The following is a 17204-nucleotide window of genomic DNA, read 5'->3' as shown; positions in this document are numbered from 1 at the left end:
CTCAGGGAAAACATCGAAGAAACACGGGATTTTCTGCACTCCTTTTCTGCGCCGTGGCACTTTCCGTCCACCTCAGCGCCCCGGTTTTTGCAGCGGACTCCTCCCCGGTTTCACCCTCTGCCAGCACGCCTGCACAGCCCATTCCCGCCACTGCAACACACGCGCCCGCAGACCCCGCCACGCAGGATCTGATCACCAAGGGGCGTTATGTCGCCGCGGCGGCGGATTGCGCAGCCTGCCATACCGCTCCTGCTCCCGGCTCCGCCCCGCTTGCCGGGGGCTACCCGTTCGCATTGCCCTTTGGCACGCTGTATGCTTCCAACATCACACCGGATCCGGCCTACGGTATTGGCAAATGGACGGAAGCGCAGTTTGTCCGCGCCATTCGGGAGGGTGTCCGGCCGGATGGCACGTCGCTTTACCCGGTCATGCCCTACCCCTCCTACGCCCGCATGACGGATGCGGACCTGCACGCGCTGTATGTCTATATCATGCATGGCGTGCAGCCGGTGGCGCAGGCACCGCAGGCCAATACCATCCGCTGGCCGTTCTCCCTGCGCTTTCCGCTCACGCTCTGGCGGTGGATGTTCGCGCCCTCACCGGAGGCGGCGCGCGCATCGGCTGAACGCTCCTTTGCCTCCCCTGAGCTGGCACGCGGTGCCTATCTGGTGGAAGGCCCGGGCCATTGCGGGGCCTGCCACACCGCACGCGGCATGGCCATGCAGGAGCGTGCCCTCACCGCGCAGGATGGCCCGCGCTATCTGGCAGGGGGTGCGGCTGTGGATGACTGGACCCCGCCTTCCCTGCGCGGAGAACCCCGCACAGGGCTTGGAGCATGGAGCGAGGCAGACCTCACCGCCTTCCTGCGCACCGGCCGGACCACACGCGGCAGCGCCTTTGGCACTATGGAAATGGCGGTGCACCACGGCACGCAGTATCTGACGGATGATGACCTCACAGCCATGGCCCGTTACCTGAAAACCCTGCCCCCGGCAGATACCAAGGAACAGCCGTGGCAGGCTGACTCCGCCGCGTCCCGCGCCCTGCTCTCGGGCAGCAGGCTGACACAGGGACAAAAACTGTACCTGGATAACTGCGCGGCCTGCCACCGCAGCACGGGTGCAGGCTATGCGCCTGCGTTCCCGCCGCTGGCGGGTAACCCGGTGGTGATGAACCGTGCGCCGGACTCAATCATTCACATCATTCTGCACGGTGCCACGTTGCACGGCACCGATGCCGCCCCTTCCGCCTTCACTATGCCGGGTTTTGCCTCCCGCCTGACGGATGCGCAGGTGGCGGCCCTCGCCACATTTATCCGTCAGGCGTGGGGGAATAACGCCCCGGCGGTGAATGATATGGCCGTCACCCGGATGCGGAAAACTCTGGCACCCCCCAGCCCACACGGCAGCCCCGAGGAAAACCCGGAGAAAAATACCGTGACAGGCGGGGCGGAGAACGGCATTCACCCTCCCACGGATGCAGAGTAGGATTCAGGGTGGCAACAATGCTTAAGCAGTGGCAAAGTAACTGCTTCGACCGACCAAGACACACGGCGGTTCTTGCGAAGGAGAGATCCGGCACTTCATGACGGCGATGCTCAGCCCTTCTTCGCGCAAGCGAGATGGGCGGGAACCACGGCTGGTTCCCCCTCCCCTCTCCGGTACCGCACTTCCTGCCAGCCCGCCGCCTGCCCTGCAGGATGGTGAACGGGACCGGCTGTTCCCTTCCACAACACCCGTCAGCCGCCCCACCACGGGCTACCGGCGCGTAAAGGGCACAGCCACCCCCCTTATCCGCAAGGATCTGTACGCAGACCCGACGATCGGCCCGGTTCTCACCGCCTCGGCTCTGGCGCATTTCCTGCTGCTGGGAGCCTTGCTGTGGCAGGCCGCACACCACCCGTCCCACGGCACGCCGGATGGCCAGCAGCCCGCCCCGGTGGAAATGGTCTTTGCCCAGCCCAACGCCACCAGCGGCATGGTCGGCCCGCATTCTGATGAAGCCGGGGGCGGCAACTCCGGCAAAGCCCCCAGTCAGGCCGGGCAGGCCGAACCCACCCCTGCGGAGGCACCGCCCGCCCCTACCGTGCCATCGGAAGAAACGCCCTCAACACCCCCCCTGCCGGAAGCGGATGATGGCCTTCCCAAACCCATACCGCAGCCGCCGAAACCGGTGAAACCCGCGCACCCGCCCTCCGGCCACAAACCGCAGGCCCATGCCGTGCCGCGCCCCACGCAGCACACACGGCCCGCCCCGCGCCCCAGCCGCCATGCGGCCTCACCTTTTGATAATCCGATGGACCTCTCGTTCAACGAGGCTCCAGCCCCGCGCCGCAGCCGCCACGGCAGGCCGGGCGGTTCCGGCGGCCCGATTGACCTCTCCGTTGGCCCCGTGGTGGAAAACGGACAGATTAACGCGCACTACACCTCCCGCACCTCCGTGCGCGGTGTGAGCGATGACTATGGTGAGCAGATCAACGAATGGATCCAGCGCCATATGTATTATCCGGAAGAAGCCGCCCGGAATGGGGAGGAAGGCAGTTCTTCCGTGCATGTGGTGCTGGACCGCACGGGCCGCGTGAAATCCGTCTACCAGACAGGCTCTTCCGGCTCCTATTATCTGGATGCCGCCACCTCCGGCATGTTCCACGGCTCCCAGCTTCCCCCCGTGCCGCCGGATATGAAGGGCGACCATTTCGATATTGATCTGACAATCAACTATATCCTGATCAGGCATTAAGACACCTGTCAGGGCTGTCCCTCACTCCTGCTTCATGGCCGCCTTGCGTTCTGCCCGGAGGAACGCAAGGCCCCACCCCAGAAAATACCCCGCCATCACCCCGGAGAGAGCACTCCGCAACAGGCCCAGTTCCGTCCGCCAGGCCGGAAGCATGACCAGTGCGACCACACTCCCGAACTGCGCGCAGAACAGGCTGACATTGCGGATCAGCGGCCAAGGGCTGCCCGCACGATGCACGAGGCCCTGTGCGCGGTCTATCACCATCCGGCGTGGGCCGTAGCAATACCCCACCGGCACCAGGAACGCGGCCCCCAGTGCCCAGACCAGATAAGGGCCTATGCTGCCGCCTGACCGGGCAACCAACCCGGACACCCCCCAGAGAATGAAAACAAGCGGCAGCAGCGCCACCCGGCGCAGGGAAACCGTGTTATCCGACATGGCGGAAACACCCTGCCAGACCAGATAGGCCAGCAGCAGCCAGACCCAGAGCGGGACATGCGCGAGAATAAGCGAAAGAGACATAGCGGAAAGCTCCATATGCGTTGCGATGAGCAATCCTGCGAACAGCTACCGGTTTTGGGCAGAGGTGTTTTCGCCAATGTCTGGTCGTTTTCGTGAAGGAATGCTTATATGCCACTCACGAAGCGCGAATGGAGGCGTGGCGAATGGCGAGGGGGCTGGCCGTGCTGACGGATGGCATGAAGCAGCGCATCGGCTTCGTGCTGGCAACCGCTCTGGCCCTGACTTTTCTGGCCCCCTGGGGCAGCCAGAGTGTGCCGCTGCCGCGCCGTGCACTGGAATGGCTGGCCTGCGCCATCATCTGGGAGGCCGCCATCTGGCTGGTACGCAGGGTCGCGCTGCGCGCCTTTGCTTCACGCGACCCGAAACCTGCGCCCTCTTTCCGCTTTCACCTGCTGATATTGGGGCTGGCCGCCATCCCGGCGGTGCCACTCAGTATGCTCGCCGTTGGCATGCCGGTTGCAACACTGCCCGGCGTTGCACTCTTCACCCTCAATGCTCTTGGCCTTGGGCTGATCCTCACCGCCATCCGCCATGGCCTGCGCTCTCAGGCGGCGGCACGCCAGTCTGTGGCAAGCCCGCTACCTTCGGCCGCTTCTGCCCCTGCCTGCACCGGTACAGCAGACGCTGCCCGGCTGTATCCTGTGAGTGCAGCCCACCCTCTTGCGGAGGCTGCCCTGCCGCCTTCCGCAGCACCGGCAGGGATACAGCCGCGCGATTTCCTGCGCCGCCACGCACCCGAACTGGAAAATGGTACCCTGCTGGCTCTGGCGGCGGAAGACCATTACCTGCGCATCCATACCAGCCGGGGGCAGGCGCTCGCACTCCTGCGCCTGCGCGATGCCATAACCAGCCTGGGGGAAGAAGCCGGCGTGCAGGTGCACCGCTCCTTCTGGGTCGCGCGGGATGCTGCACCCCAACCCTCCAGACGCGGACAATCCTGGCAACTGGACTTGCCCGGCGGCCTTAGCATTCCCGTCAGCAAGGCACGGGTCACCGCCTGCCGGGATATGGGCTGGCTGTAAAATGCCGGAATAACCCTCCTTACCGTCTGAGGGGTGTTACTGATCTGGCCTCATACAAGGAAAACAAGCGATGACCTTATCAGACGATGCCTCACTCCGCAGTCTCGCGCAGCGCTTTCTCGACCAGAGCCTCCCGAAAAGCGAGTGGACCCATGCCGGGCATCTCGGCGCGGCATTATGGCTCACCCGCCATCGCCCGGATCTGACGGCTCCGGACGAAATCCGGGCGTGCATCATGCGCTATAATGAGGCCACGCAAACCCTCAATACGGATACCAGCGGATATCACCACACCATCACGCTTGCCTCCATGCGTGCAGTTTCCAGCACTCTTGAAGGCTTCGCACCGGACACACCGCTTCATAGCGTGTTGAAAGCTCTTCTGACCTCGCCGTTCGGGCACCCGGACTGGCTTTTTACATACTGGACACGCGGCACACTCTTCAGCGTGACCGCCCGAAAAACATGGGTCGCGCCGGACATCATGCCGCTCCCCTTTTAAGGGACCGGTTCAGGAAAATCTCACTCTGGAAAACGCAAGACGAAACGTCATCTAAACAGGAAAAATTCCGGCAAGAAGTTACGATTTTAAAACAGACTTCTCCCAGAACTGCCAGAGCGCATCCGGCAGGGAGAGGGTCAGTTTTGCGCGGGTGCAGGCAACGTAAAGCAGGTTGATTTCCTGATCACAGTTTTCAAGATCACGCTTGAGGCGCATTTTCTCCCGTGATGACAAAGGGCCTTTGTCCTGCTCTGTTTTTCGCACCCGCTCCATAAGCTGGCTCCGCCGCCTGCTCCATTCCTCAGGGCTCAGAAAATCATCCAGCATGATCACGGCATCAAACTCACGTCCCTTGGCCTTATGTGCGGTCGCGCACACCAGCCGGACATTTTCCGTGTTGTCACGGTACAGGGTTTCAATGCTCCTGATTTTATCGTTCAGCGTGTCCTTGTGTTTATCCACAATATAATAAAGCTTTTTTGCAACAGGATCTCCATCCCGTCCTTCCGCCGCATTTTCGAGATCCCGCCAGGAGGCATAGTCCAGCGCAGCCCCCTCCGGTTTCAGGGCAGGCTGGAACTGGCGCTGATAGAGGTTGAACGCCCCCCGAATTTCCTGGACGATATCGGTCACCCCGCCAAGAACATGGAAAGGCTGGGTGGCCTCGGCCAGCCCTTCAAACAGGCGGGCATTGGTCCGGGCCAGCACGAGGGTGTCATGCTCGGGCTTCACGCCTTTGCGGTGCGGCATGATCCGGCTTTTCACCGCAGGGTTCCCGTGCAGCCGGTAAGCCGGTGGGCGGGAGTGAGTTTGCAGAATGGCATGGGCCATCCGCGCCACCGGTTCACCAAACCGCCAGCTCCGGGTGAGCGGCAGCAGGGAGCCGTCCAGCGCCCCTATGGCGTCCACCGCGCCGCGAAAGGCATAAATGGACTGGTGCGGGTCTCCCACCGCGACAATCGGCAGGCCTGATTTTTTCAGGATGGAAAGCAGGACAGGGTTCAGATCCTGCGCCTCATCCACCATGATATAGTCATAGCCGGTAATTTTCTGCTCACGCTCGAATTTTTTCAGATACAGATCATGCGTGATGGGCAGATCATGTTTCTCAAAATCCACCAGATATTTATAGGCCTGCGCCACAAACAGGCGGACCTCCCGGTTGCGCTGGCTGTCGGGCTCCGGGCAATGGGCCACCGTAATTTTGGAACCCTCACTGATAAGAAAATTGCCCAGCGTTTTCAGCACTGTCTCGGCAGGCCCTCTGGCCTTGCAGCCCAGGATTTTTTCAAGCTGCCAGATATCCCGCGCCAGATAGCGGCCTGTAACCTTCCTGCCAGACTGGCCGATATTCAGGCTGCGATAGGCGTAGCTGTTGGCCGTGCGCGCTTCAACCCAGGCCGGAAAACGGGTACGGGCGTCCGCAGCGATTGCGGCATTGAATGCCAGATACAGCCCCCGGTGGCGGCTCCATTTCCTGCTGAACAGCTCCAGCGTGGAGGTCTTGCCACACCCCGCCCCGGCCACCACGCGAAAGCTTGAGGTCGGCTCCTGCTCCAGAATAGCGGTCTGTTCAGGGGTACACGCACTCATCTCGCTCTCTTCATACTTCTGCTGCCAGGTGCCCGGCGGCTGGTTGCCGGGCGGTATAGCGCACTTTTCCGTGCGCAGATACGCCGTCAGCCCCGGAAAACCGCCCCGACCCCAGCCAACCGCGGCCTGCCTGCTTGCACTCGGCCCCACCTCTCGGGCTATGGTGCCAGACTGATGCTGCTTACCTCATACTTTCAGGAGACCCATGACACAGCCTGATATGACAGCCCTGCGCGCCGCGGCCGGAACGGATTTTGAAGCCTTCACCAATGCGGAAGCCGCCATAGATCGCCTGTGCGCCCTGTATGATGAGAGCAGCCAGCGCCTGCAATCCGCCTTCCGCGCCCGGCAGGGCTGCCCGCCGGAGCAGGCCACCTACCCCTGCCTTGCGCTGGAGCTGCCCCCCGGCACCCGCGTGGAGGACCGCCCACCGTTTGACGTGATTCTGGCCCCCGGCTTTTACAGCACTACCATCACCCGTCCGGCCCTGTTCCGTGATTACCTGCGCGAGCAGATCAACCCCCTGCTGAACCATTATGGTCAGCCGGTGCTGGTGGGCCGCTCCCACCACCCCATCCCGCTGCCCTATGTGCTGGAAGAGGCCGTAACCGGACTGACAGAAGCTGACCTGCGCCTGTTGCAGGAGCAGTTCGCCATGCCCGACCTGCACGCCACGGATGACAGCATTGCCAACTGCGAACTGCTGCCAGACCCCACCAAACCCCGCCCGCTGGCGCTGTTCACAGCGGAACGCACGGACTACTCACTGGCGCGGATGCACCATTACACCGGCACCACGCCCTCTTCCTTCCAGCGGTTCATCCTGCTCACCAACTACCAGCGCTATGTGGAAACCTTCCGTGACTACGCCCGTGCGCAGGTGGATAAGGGCGGGGAATACACAGCCTTCATCGAACCCGGAGACCACATCTATACCGGCCCCGGCAGCCCTCTGGCGGACGCCCCGGCGGGCAGCCTGCCGCAAATGCCCGCCTACCATCTGTGCCGCCCGGACGGGAATGGCATCACGCTCATCAATATCGGCGTCGGCCCCGCCAACGCCAAGACCATGACAGACCATCTGGCTGTCCTGCGCCCGCATTGCTGGTTGATGGTGGGGCACTGCGCGGGCCTGCGCCGCTCCCAGGTGCTGGGAGACTACGTTCTGGCGCACGGCTACGTGCGGGATGACCACGTTCTGGATGCGGACCTGCCCACCTGGGTGCCCGTGCCACCGATAGCGGAAGTGCAGGTGGCCATGCAGGAAGCCACAACGCTTGTCACGGGCCTGCACGAGCCCGAAATCAAGACCCGCCTGCGCACCGGCACCGTGATGACCACCGATAACCGGGACTGGGAGTTGCGTCTGGCGCATCTGTTCACCCCGATCAACATGAGCCGCGCCATTGCGGTGGATATGGAATCCGCCACAATTGCAGCCAATGGCTTCCGCTTCCGGGTGCCTTACGGCACATTGCTCTGCGTGTCTGACAAACCTCTTCACGGAGAACTGAAGCTGCGCGGCATGGCCAATGCGTTCTATCGTGAACGCGTAAGCCAGCACCTGATGGTGGGCATTGAAACCATGCGTCTGCTCAGGCAGCAGGGCGTTGCGCGCCTGCATTCGCGCAAGCTGCGTGGGTTTGATGAACCACCCTTCCGGTAACGGCCCTGTCTGACCGCTTTCTCTTCTTTTACTGAAAAGGCTTCTTCATATGTCCCCCGTTACTTCTGCCGCCAACCTTCCGGAAGGTGTTCCCACCATCCGCGTGATTGCCATGCCAACCGACACCAACCCTGCGGGGGATGTGTTCGGTGGCTGGATCATCTCCCAGATGGATCTTGCCGCCGGCACCACCGCCGCCTTCCGGGCCAACGGGCGTGCCGCAACCGTTGCCATCAACGGCGTGGTGTTCATGGAACCCGTTGTGGTGGGGGATGAGGTAAGCATTTACACCCGCATCACCCGTGAGGGCCGGACATCCCTTACCATCCATGTGGAAACGTGGCGGCGCGCACGGCATACACACCTGACCACCAAGGTGACGGAAGGGGATTTCACCTTCGTGGCTCTTGATGAAAACCGCCGCCCCCGCCCTCTGCCGCCTGCAAGCCCGGCAAACTCTCCGACCATTGCCGCCAGCGCGTAAAAGCGCCTTATAGCGGGAAGACCGTTGCCGGGCCGGACTGTCTTTTTTTTGTCATGGCATTCCGTCTCGGCGAGGAATGGTCTAGAGCAACAGTCTGGGCCATCCTGCGGTGCTGTGTGCTGTGCTGTATACTGCGGGATTGGCCACATGACGAATGGCCTGAAGCAGCAGACAGGAGCCCGGCACACATGAAACATTGGCAGATTGACCAGTTGCCCTGGGACGAATTTGACCCCTCCCGCGTAGACCCGCAGCTGGTGCCCGCCATCAAGGCAGCAGCCGTGGTGGAGCGTAACAGCGTGGATTACGCCATCTACCTGAACAATGTGTTTCATGATGACCCGGACTTCAAACAGGCGGCAGACCACTGGGCCGTGGAAGAAATCCAGCACGGGGATGCCCTTGGCCGCTGGGCCATGCTGGCCGACCCGGAATGGGATTATCAGGCTGCCTTCCAGCGCTACCGGGACTTCTACCATATCCCTCTGGAGGTGGAGAAATCCGTACGCGGCTCCCGCACCGGAGAACTGATTGCCCGCTGCATGGTGGAAACCGGCACGTCCTCCTTTTACTCAGCTCTGGCCGACGCCACGGAAGAACCGGTTCTGAAAGCCCTGTGCAAGCAGATTGCCGCGGATGAATTCCGGCACTTCAAACTGTTTTATGACCACATGCACCGGTACCTGAAGCGCGAACGCATCAGCACCTTTCAGCGCGCCCGCATTGCGCTGGGCCGCGTGACGGAAAGCGAGGATGATGAACTCGCCTCCGCCTACTACACCACGAATGAACCGCCGACCCTGCCCTACGACCACAACCGCTGCATTGCGGCCTACATGTCCCGCGCCATGAAGAACTACCAGCCGCGCCACCTGCGCCGGGTGACAAGCATGGTGTTCAAGACCATCGGCCTGACCCCGCACAGCAGAATTCAGGATCTGGCCTTCTTCATTACGGAAAAACTGTTCTTCAGCCGTCAGCGCAAATTTGCCCGCATGGCCGGAGTTTCCTGACCCGGCACCTGCGCCGCCCGCCAGCACCGGGCGGCGGGCCTTTTATGCAGACAAACACTGTTTACAGGCCAGCTCCTTTTACAGGCAGGCCAGAACCCCACCATTCGGCAGGATATGCAGATACCCCTTCAACGGAAAGGCGGGTGACGTACGGCAGGTCTGCTGCATGTCCGCTGTGGGCGCCCCTACCGTCCAGTCCGCATTGGCAGCTTCATGCAGAATGCCGGGAATGGACCAGCCAACCCTGAAGCTGGAATGGCCATGAACCACCGGGCCTGTCACAACAAACAGGGTTGAGGGAGCCCGGTCCCCCAGTTCTGTCCGCACATCCACCACCAGCGTGGTGGCCATGGCCATGTCCCAGCGGTTCTCCTTGATCTGCTCTGTCAGGAACATGTTGGACACCATCATGGAAAACAGGGCCAGCCCCGCCAGCCCCACCATTCCGGCCCGCGTAAACAGACCAGACAGGCCACACAGCCACACCACGCCAAACGCCACCACAAATGAACAGCCCAGAAACATGCGCGGCGTCGGCTCCCAGCGGGTCAGGCTGACTGCGGGGAACAGAATGACCACGCACAGGCAGGCTGCCACCGCCACTGTCAGCACCGTGAGCTTCGGGTAAACCCGGAACGAGACAGCACACTGCACCCCGACTGGCACAAGTGCCACCAGAGCCAGCAGCCCAAGCCCATGCCGCGCTCCCGCCACCTTGGCCAGAGAGGCCCGGATTTCAAGCGCGCGCTGCCCAAAAGCCGAGAGTGGCAGCAAAGCTCCTCTGTCATCCCAGTGGTTTTCCCCGGCAATGTTACGGGTCAGGGCAAAAATCACGCAATACAGCGCCACACTGGCCAGTGGCACCACCAGGTTTCCCAGCGGAATACGGCGGTTTTCAAAAACGGCACAGAGAGAAAGACATCCAAAATACAGCACGATCACGCTGATAAAAATCTGATAACATCCCAGCGAAAATGCAAAGCACACCACTGCCGTAATAGCCCGCCCCCACGCCTCGGGCTGACGTAAAAAAACCTGATAACACCTTATGCCATACAAAAGCAGAAGCAGGCAGGCCGCCAGATTGAATGCCGTCTGCCGATAGCTGAGCAAGGTTGCCACAAGCGGGCTGGCCGCCACAGACATGCCCGCAGCCAGCACCAGTCGCCTGTCAAACCGGGCAGGCACGCAGTTCTGCAGCAGCACCACAATCAGCCCGGCATAAAGCAGCAGCACAAGGCCGGAAAACCCAAACCCGACACCAAACATGCTCAGATGGCTTGTATTCAGAATGCCCACCAGAATGGCTTCCACAAACCGCCCCTGCGCAAAGTATAACGCGGGCGGAAGCTGGGCGCTGCCGGCCAGAAAATCATCAGGGGTGTAGCCGGGCAGAAAAATTTGACCATAACTTAATAAAGTCACGCCAAAGATGCATAAAAATACAAAACTGGCGTCTTTATTGAATTTCAGATCCATTTCTTTATGCCCGTCAAACAATATTTTTAATTTAATGCCGCCTCAATACGGGAAAGAAAAAGGCCGCGTCAATCCTTTCTGGTTTTCTCAAAATATAGACCTTGTAAGGAATTTTCTTCTTTGTCTCATTTCCACCATAAAGACTGAACAGACTCTGCACTCCCCTCCCCCAGCAGGTTCCGCATGCCGCCCCAGCCGCCCGACACACTGCCCGTCTCCCCCGACTATCGTAACCGACGGATTGACCTCCTGCGTGGCGTGGCCATTCTTCTGGTGCTGTTCCACCATTTCTGTATTGCCTACCCGCTCGGCCATTCCGCACTGGGCACCCTGCTCACCCCCGACGGCGTGCGAGCTGTGGCGCGAAACGGGAATTATGGCGTCACGCTGTTTTTCGTGATTTCCGGCTTCCTGATTACCAGCACCACGCTGGCCCGCTGGGGCAGTCTGGCGGCCATGCAGGCTCGCGCCTTTTATGCCTTTCGCATTGCGCGCATCGTGCCGTGCCTGCTGCTCCTGCTCACGGCAGTCAATGTGCTGGCGCTGGCCGGAGTGCCCATTTTCGCCACGCATATCCCCGGCCTCTCCCCTCTTGCCGCCATGATGCGCGCCAATCTGGCCTCCCTCACCCTCAGCATGAATGTGTTCATTGCCCATTATGGCTGGGCCAATTACGCGCTGGGTGTCTTATGGTCCCTCTCGGTGGAGGAAGTGTTTTACCTCACCTTCCCGCTGGTAGCGCTGACCTTCCGCCGTCAGTCCCTGATTGTAGCCTTCTGGGCGCTGATCGCACTCATCGGCCCGTTCTACCGCATGACACATCAGGGGGATGAAGCCGGTTTTCTCTTCGCCTTTCCGGCTTCGTTCGATGGCATTGCCATCGGCTGCATGGCTGCTGTTCTCGCCACACGCTGGCGGCTGGAAGGCCTGCCCGCACGCCTGCTTCAGCCTGTTGTTCTGCTGGGTATGGTCACGCTCTATCTCTGGTGCTCCATCGGGCAGACCAATATCTGGGGTGTCTCCGCCATGGCACTGGGAGCTGCGGTGCTGCTGGTAGCCTCGGCACACCATGAAAATGGTCGCCTCGCCACCCGCTCCCGCCTGCTGCGCGGTGTGGAATGGACAGGCCGCCTGAGCTATGAACTCTACCTGTTCCACCTGATTATTCTGGGGCTGCTGCGCACGTTTTTTCCACCCGCGAGCGTGCCCCAGAGCGGGTTTGCGCGGTTGATGCTGCTCGCCGTGTTCTTTCTCGGCTCCTGCCAGCTGGCCAGCCTGATCAGCCGTTACTTTTCTGAACCGCTCAACCGCGCCCTGCGCAAGCAGTTGCACGCCACCGGCAAAGAAGCCCGCCCGCTGCCCGGCTCGGAGCCTCCCCTTTCATGTAAATGAGGCTCATGCAAGTACGGCGCACCGCTGCAAAAGCCCCTCACTCTGCGGCATTACGCTCAAACATCAGGGTTTCTTCATTCATGAAAACTGTTTTGGTGTAGAAGGAAAATCCAATCTTCTCCGCAACCCTGACAGACGCCGCATTTCCCGGCGCAATAATGCACAGGGATCGCCTGTACGGGGTTTCTCGGTCCAGCCACTGGCAGGCGGCCTGCACACCCTCCGTGGCAAATCCCTGCCCATGGCACCATGACGCAAGCACCCAGCCCGCTTCCGGGATGCCATCCATGGAGGGGGTCACACCGCGGTGCGCCTCATTAAACCCGATGGTGCCAACAAACCGGCCCGTCAGCTTCTCCCGCACAACCCAGAAGCCAAAGCCCATAATCCCCCACAGCCCCCTGTACTGCAGAAACCTGCCCCAGGACACATTGGCTGACTCCGGCACACCGGACGTATACCGCGCCACAACCGGGTCTGCTCGCATGGCGGCAAACTCTTCAAAATCCTCCCGCTGCGGAAGGCGCATAAGCAGGCGGTCCGTTTCAAGACACGGCACTTCAGACATTCCTGACCTTCCCCTTTCCCAACCCTCCCGCATGGAGCAGGACGCGGAGCCTCCGCAGGCGTCCCGGTTCGTTTCTATTCATCACCATAAACCCGCAGCCACGCAACCGGCCTTTGCCGTTCCGGCCCCTTTCCTCTGCCCCACTGCACACCACGCCCGGGGCCAGCACCGCCTTCCTCCCGGCATACGTGTGACCATGCGTCCTCCCCGCAGCGCGGCTGATCTGTGACAGAGCAGGATTTGACGGCGCTCCGTATCACGCTAGTCTGCCTGCCACCCAAAACGGGTCAGGAGAAAAACACTTCATGTTCAGCCATATCGCGCTTGGCAGTAACGACATTGCCCGCTCCAAACGTTTCTATGATGCCATTCTTGGCGCCACAGGCTGCGAACCAGTGGAACCCAATGCACGGGGGCGCCTGATTTACACGCATCGTGGAGGCCGCCTGGTCATCCTGCCGCCGCTGAACGGTGAACCCGCCACAGCGGGTAATGGCAGCACCATCGGGTTCGCCATGAACAGCCCGGAAGAAGTCAATGCCTGGCACAAAGCCGGTGTTGCCAATGGCGGCGTTGCCATTGAAGACCCGCCGGGTGTGCGCCATAGCCCTATGGGCGATCTCTACCTTGCCTACCTGCGTGACCCGGACGGCAACAAACTCTGCGCCGGACACCTCATGGCGTCTGAATAACCCTGTTTCTCCACAGAGTTCCGCCTGAAGTTCAAGCCTCCTGCGTCTTTTGATGCGGGAGGCATCAGAGCGTAAGTCCTCCAAAATATTAAACATTTGTGACTGAGTTGGAACTGCGTCCAGTTCCGCGCACACTGAGGCCTTCCGTTTCATCCCTTCTTTCGGATTGAGAAGACGCCTCTTATGTTGCAGCTTGACCGACGCTCGTTCCTCTCCCTTACCGCAGGTCTGGCCCTGACGACCGGTGCCACACTGACACAGAGCAGCCACGCCCTTGCCGCTCTGCCCGCCCGTCCGCCCCTGCGCAAGCACGAGCCGTTCACCTTCCTGTTCATTACCGACACACACCTCCAGCCGGAACTGAACGCCACGGCCGGATGCCATGCCGCCTTCCGTAAAGCACGCACCATTCCGGCAGATTTCGCCATTCAGGGCGGGGATCATGTATATGATGCGCTGGGCGTGAACGCCGGACGCGCCTCCACGCTGATGGATTTATACCAGCGCACAGCGGATGACCTCACGCTGCCCGTCCATCACACCGTTGGCAATCATGACTGTTTTGGCATTTACACCCAGAGCGGCGCCCAGCCGACGGACCCGCTTTACGGCAAGAAGTATTTTGAAGACCAGTTTGGCCAGCTTTACTATGCGTTCGACCACAAGGGCGTGCATGTTATTGTGCTGGACTCAATCGGTATTACGGCAGACCGGATGTATGAAGGCCGGATTGATGCGGTACAGCTCGCCTGGCTGGCGCGTGATCTTGCCGCCCAGCCGGAAGGCACGCCGATTATTGTAGTCACACATATTCCGCTTGTGACTGCAATGGAAGATTACGCCAGCCCCAGCCACACGCCGCCCAAGCATCATGCGCTGAGCGTGGTCAACGCGTATGAAGTACTCCCGCTGTTTGACCGCTACAACGTGATCGGGGTGTTTCAGGGCCACACCCACGTTCTGGAGCGGGTGGAATGGCACGGTGTTCCCTACATTACCGGCGGCGCGGTTTCGGGCAACTGGTGGCACGGCACGCGCTATGGCACGCCGGAAGGCTTCATGGTGGTGGATGTGGAAAACGGGGCCGTAAAAATCCGCTATGAAACATACGGCTTCCAGAGCATAGACCCGCATAATACCTGAGCCATAGCAGGGCCAAACAGAAAAAGCCGCCCGGACGGGCGGCTTTTCCACACAGCATTCCTGCGATTTAAAGCCTTAGAGGGCTTTAATGCTGACCGCAGATGTCTTGCCGTTCCGGCCAGCTTCCAGTTCATAGGAAACCTTCTGGCCTTCATTGAGGGTGTGCATGCCAGCGCGTTCGAGTTCAGAGATGTGAACAAACGCATCCTGACCGCCATCTTCCGGCTGAATGAAACCAAAACCCTTGGTGGGGTTAAACCATTTTACGGTGCCTGTTGCCATAACAAAGGCTCCTTTATCAAAAAGCGCGGTCGTGTACAAAACACACACGAAATCATAACTTTTAAGGAGAAAAACGAACGCAACACGCGCTGAATACCCGGATAAAAGCACCCGCTGGGCATACTCGTGCGCCTGTCAACCATGAAATGCAAGCATAAACGCACCTCTTCCCGTTTTCAGCCCCCCACCTCTCCTCCTCCCTCTCCCGCCGGAGCATCCGGCTGGCTTGCCTGTTCCAGCCGTGTTGCCTGACTGTTCAGGCGAGAGGCCAGAAGGTGACCAAAAGAGACCGCCCCAAGGCACAGCACCACAGAAAGTGTCACGTTTGCCAGCGCCCGCCCCCATGCCGCGCTGCGCAGCAGGTCCAGCGTTTGCAGGCTGAAGGAAGAAAAGGTGGTATAGCCACCACACAGCCCCACCATGACAAACAGCCGGGTATTATCAGAAACCGGATAGCGCCCATCCGCGAGGGTGAGGGTGCTGAAAAACCCGATGATGAACGAACCCAGCACGTTAATGCCCACAATCGTACCCCACGGCATCATCCGGCTGAGGGGGGCTGTCAGCAGTGTCATGGCGTATCGCGCAAGGGTACCCAGCGCGCCACCCAGCATGACAAGCAGACAAGACATAAACGACATCAGCAAGCCTTTCCTTCGGGCGGGCTTTCCTGAGCACCCGCCATACGCGGCAGGATAAAAGCACACCTTTCCTCCCCCAGAGAAGCTCGGCGGAAGCCCCCAGCCCGTGCATGGGCCCTATATTATAGGAGGGGATCCCTCCCCTGTGCTCTCCATTTCCTGGCACTCCTCACCAGAGAAACGAGTCAGAAGAGGCTTACCGTACAGCATCACACACCGCACCCTGAAATCCGGCCCAGAAATGCTGCCTCAAGAGCGCCCGAAACACATCCTGTCGCCACCCCGCACGAACAGGCTTCCAACACGCACCGTTTTTCCCTATTGCCCTGAAAAGGGTTGGCTCAGGCCAGTGTGCACAGGCACGGTTTTTCTCGCCCCCGCCCCGCTCACAGAACAGTATCAGGCAGAGTATGGACCCCAAAACCCTTTTCTCCGGCATCCTGCTTGCTCTGGCGGCTTTTGCGTCCTTCGCAATCAGTGATGCTTTCTCCAAGCTACTGGGCGGGCGGATCGACCCGTTCGAGGTCGCGTTCTCCGGCGGGGTGTTCGGCTGTATCCTGCTGCCGTTTATTCGCAAGCCCGGGGAATCCTACGCCGATATCATCCGCACGCAGGAACCGCTCATGTGGGGAGTACGGGCCACGTGCACCTTCGTGGCCACCGCCGCCAGCGTGGAAGCCTTCATGCTGCTCCCCATGCCCGAAGCGCTTTCCCTTATGTTTCTCATGCCACTGTTTGTCACCATCCTTTCTGTGCTGCTGCTGAAAGAGAAGGTAACCGGCTGGGCATGGCTGACGGTGGTGCTGGGTTTTATCGGGGTGCTCATTGTGCTGCGTCCGGGCCTGCGCGCCCTACATTTTGGCCATTTGTGCGCGCTGATTGCCGCGGTTGCCAACGCCGTGAGCGTGATCGCCTATCGGCTGGCGGGGCAGAACAGTGCGCGGCTTTCCCTGTTTGGCTCCAGCCTGATTGGCCCGCTGGTGGGGAATGGTGTGCTGATGTGGGCACACGCCACGTGGCCCCATGGCGTGACGACATGGATTTATCTGTTCGGTTACGGCTTTCTGGCGGCCTTCGGCCAGTTCCTGATGATGCTGGCCACAGCCCGCGCCCCGGCAAACCGCGTAGCCCTCCCGCAATACAGCCAGATGGTGTGGGGCGTGGCCCTGAGCTATCTGGTGTTCCAGCAGCCGCTGGATGGCTGGACCTTCGTTGGGATTGTGGTGGTCACAGCCTCGGGCCTGCTGAACTGGATTCGGCAGCGCATCAGATATGAGCGCATGGCCATGAAGGAGCGGCTGGAGCGTATGCAGGCCCGAAAAGCCGCAAAAAACCTTGCCAGAACACCCGCAGCCCAGCAGGCGCTTTCCGCCAGACAGCAGGCGGCGGCCACAAAGAAACCCCCTTCACGCTGAAACCTCTACCCCAAACGTAAAAAGACGTGGGCTGATGAGGGATTTGCGGAG

Annotated in this window: 17 protein-coding genes; 11 read left to right on the top strand and 6 right to left on the bottom strand. The window is 60.8% G+C overall.

The annotated features are described in order from the left end of the window. Nucleotides 1-140: 140 nt before the first annotated feature. Together GOB82_RS13600 and GOB82_RS09120 are read left to right on the top strand one after the other, a co-directional pair. A complete protein-coding gene (locus GOB82_RS13600; RefSeq protein WP_377792248.1) occupies nt 141-1487 on the top strand; it encodes a c-type cytochrome in 1347 nt (448 codons plus the stop codon). A gap of 97 nt (nt 1488-1584) precedes the next feature. After that, complete coding sequence (locus GOB82_RS09120) at nt 1585-2739, top strand: energy transducer TonB (RefSeq protein ID WP_166122325.1); 1155 nt, start codon at nt 1585-1587, stop codon at nt 2737-2739. Nucleotides 2740-2760: 21 nt separating this feature from the next. Here the strand turns inward: GOB82_RS09120 and GOB82_RS09115 are convergent, their stop codons facing one another. Beyond that, the gene (locus tag GOB82_RS09115) at nt 2761-3261 is read right to left on the bottom strand and encodes a DUF6622 family protein (RefSeq protein ID WP_166122323.1); all 501 of its coding nucleotides are present in this window, start codon (nt 3259-3261) and stop codon (nt 2761-2763) included. Nucleotides 3262-3404: 143 nt separating this feature from the next. Here GOB82_RS09115 and GOB82_RS09110 point away from each other — a divergent pair, with 143 nt between their 5' ends. Continuing rightward, entirely contained in the window at nt 3405-4283 is an 879-nt protein-coding gene (locus GOB82_RS09110) for a LytTR family DNA-binding domain-containing protein (RefSeq protein WP_198911963.1), read from the top strand. A 70-nt stretch (nt 4284-4353) separates the two neighbouring features. Further along, nucleotides 4354-4785 (top strand): hypothetical protein, encoded by a 432-nt coding sequence (locus tag GOB82_RS09105; protein ID WP_166122321.1) that lies wholly within the window; start codon nt 4354-4356, stop codon nt 4783-4785. 78 nt (nt 4786-4863) lie between these two features. Here GOB82_RS09105 and GOB82_RS09100 read toward each other — a convergent pair whose 3' ends face one another. Next, complete coding sequence (locus tag GOB82_RS09100; protein ID WP_166122319.1) at nt 4864-6378, bottom strand: UvrD-helicase domain-containing protein; 1515 nt, start codon at nt 6376-6378, stop codon at nt 4864-4866. Between the two features lie 205 nt (nt 6379-6583). Between GOB82_RS09100 and GOB82_RS09095 the strand changes: the two genes are divergently transcribed. The 3 genes from GOB82_RS09095 to GOB82_RS09085 all read left to right on the top strand — a co-directional run bounded on the left by GOB82_RS09095 (nt 6584) and on the right by GOB82_RS09085 (nt 9541). After that, the gene (locus tag GOB82_RS09095; protein WP_242007308.1) at nt 6584-8044 is read left to right on the top strand and encodes an AMP nucleosidase; all 1461 of its coding nucleotides are present in this window, start codon (nt 6584-6586) and stop codon (nt 8042-8044) included. Between the two features lie 49 nt (nt 8045-8093). Continuing rightward, entirely contained in the window at nt 8094-8528 is a 435-nt protein-coding gene (locus GOB82_RS09090) for an acyl-CoA thioesterase (RefSeq protein WP_166122317.1), read from the top strand. 188 nt (nt 8529-8716) lie between these two features. Then, nucleotides 8717-9541: a ferritin-like domain-containing protein gene (locus GOB82_RS09085; protein ID WP_166122315.1), complete on the top strand. Its 825-nt coding sequence runs from the start codon at nt 8717-8719 to the stop codon at nt 9539-9541. A gap of 78 nt (nt 9542-9619) precedes the next feature. Here the strand turns inward: GOB82_RS09085 and GOB82_RS09080 are convergent, their stop codons facing one another. Continuing rightward, nucleotides 9620-10966: a glucosyltransferase domain-containing protein gene (locus tag GOB82_RS09080; RefSeq protein WP_166122313.1), complete on the bottom strand. Its 1347-nt coding sequence runs from the start codon at nt 10964-10966 to the stop codon at nt 9620-9622. 237 nt (nt 10967-11203) lie between these two features. On the opposite strand from GOB82_RS09080, the gene GOB82_RS09075 reads away from it, so the two are divergent. Further along, on the top strand, nt 11204-12412 hold the full coding sequence (locus GOB82_RS09075; RefSeq protein WP_166122311.1) for an acyltransferase family protein: 1209 nt from the start codon (nt 11204-11206) through the stop codon (nt 12410-12412). A 37-nt stretch (nt 12413-12449) separates the two neighbouring features. Here GOB82_RS09075 and GOB82_RS09070 read toward each other — a convergent pair whose 3' ends face one another. Further along, a complete protein-coding gene (locus tag GOB82_RS09070; protein ID WP_166122309.1) occupies nt 12450-12980 on the bottom strand; it encodes a GNAT family N-acetyltransferase in 531 nt (176 codons plus the stop codon). A 305-nt stretch (nt 12981-13285) separates the two neighbouring features. Here GOB82_RS09070 and GOB82_RS09065 point away from each other — a divergent pair, with 305 nt between their 5' ends. Both GOB82_RS09065 and GOB82_RS09060 read left to right on the top strand, forming a co-directional pair. After that, the gene (locus tag GOB82_RS09065) at nt 13286-13672 is read left to right on the top strand and encodes a VOC family protein (protein WP_166122307.1); all 387 of its coding nucleotides are present in this window, start codon (nt 13286-13288) and stop codon (nt 13670-13672) included. Between the two features lie 183 nt (nt 13673-13855). After that, a complete protein-coding gene (locus tag GOB82_RS09060; protein ID WP_166122305.1) occupies nt 13856-14815 on the top strand; it encodes a metallophosphoesterase family protein in 960 nt (319 codons plus the stop codon). 75 nt (nt 14816-14890) lie between these two features. Here the strand turns inward: GOB82_RS09060 and GOB82_RS09055 are convergent, their stop codons facing one another. Together GOB82_RS09055 and crcB are read right to left on the bottom strand one after the other, a co-directional pair. Beyond that, nucleotides 14891-15097 (bottom strand): cold-shock protein, encoded by a 207-nt coding sequence (locus GOB82_RS09055; RefSeq protein WP_043551757.1) that lies wholly within the window; start codon nt 15095-15097, stop codon nt 14891-14893. A gap of 176 nt (nt 15098-15273) precedes the next feature. Further along, complete coding sequence (crcB, locus tag GOB82_RS09050; RefSeq protein WP_166122303.1) at nt 15274-15738, bottom strand: fluoride efflux transporter CrcB; 465 nt, start codon at nt 15736-15738, stop codon at nt 15274-15276. 410 nt (nt 15739-16148) lie between these two features. Here crcB and GOB82_RS09045 point away from each other — a divergent pair, with 410 nt between their 5' ends. Then, on the top strand, nt 16149-17153 hold the full coding sequence (locus tag GOB82_RS09045) for a DMT family transporter (RefSeq protein WP_194300441.1): 1005 nt from the start codon (nt 16149-16151) through the stop codon (nt 17151-17153). Nucleotides 17154-17204 lie beyond the last annotated feature (51 nt).

The organism is Acetobacter farinalis (genome assembly GCF_011516935.1).
Lineage (GTDB): Bacteria > Pseudomonadota > Alphaproteobacteria > Acetobacterales > Acetobacteraceae > Acetobacter > Acetobacter farinalis.
Note: the sequence above shows the minus strand (reverse complement) of the source record. Positions and strands in the feature narration are given on the sequence as shown.